The organism is Alkalihalophilus lindianensis (assembly GCF_032843265.1).
GTDB lineage: Bacteria > Bacillota > Bacilli > Bacillales > Bacillaceae_D > Alkalihalophilus > Alkalihalophilus lindianensis.
In genome coordinates, this window is record NZ_JAWJBA010000209.1 from 1 (window position 1) to 279 (window position 279).

Annotated in this window: 1 protein-coding gene; it reads left to right on the forward strand. The window is 44.4% G+C overall.

The window, feature by feature from the left end:
• The coding region (locus tag RYX56_RS21960) for a cbb3-type cytochrome c oxidase subunit I (protein ID WP_317124065.1) at positions 1-279 on the forward strand (279 nt) is incomplete at both ends.

Sequence of the window (279 nt, forward strand, 5' to 3'; positions counted from 1 at the left end):
GGTTGTCCATAATACAATTTGGGTAACCGGTCACTTCCATTTAACGGCAGCAACATCTGTTGTGTTAACATTCTTTGGAATCTCTTATTGGCTTGTTCCGCACTTGACCGGACGAAAGCTGACAAAAACGATGAATAAATTAGCCATTATTCAGGCATGGGTTTGGTTTATTGGGATGGTGTTTATGTCGGGTGCCATGCATATCCAAGGACTTTTAGGCGGTCCCCGCCGCTCCAGCTTCTCAACGTATGGAGATTCTAAGCAAGCCTTAGAATGGAT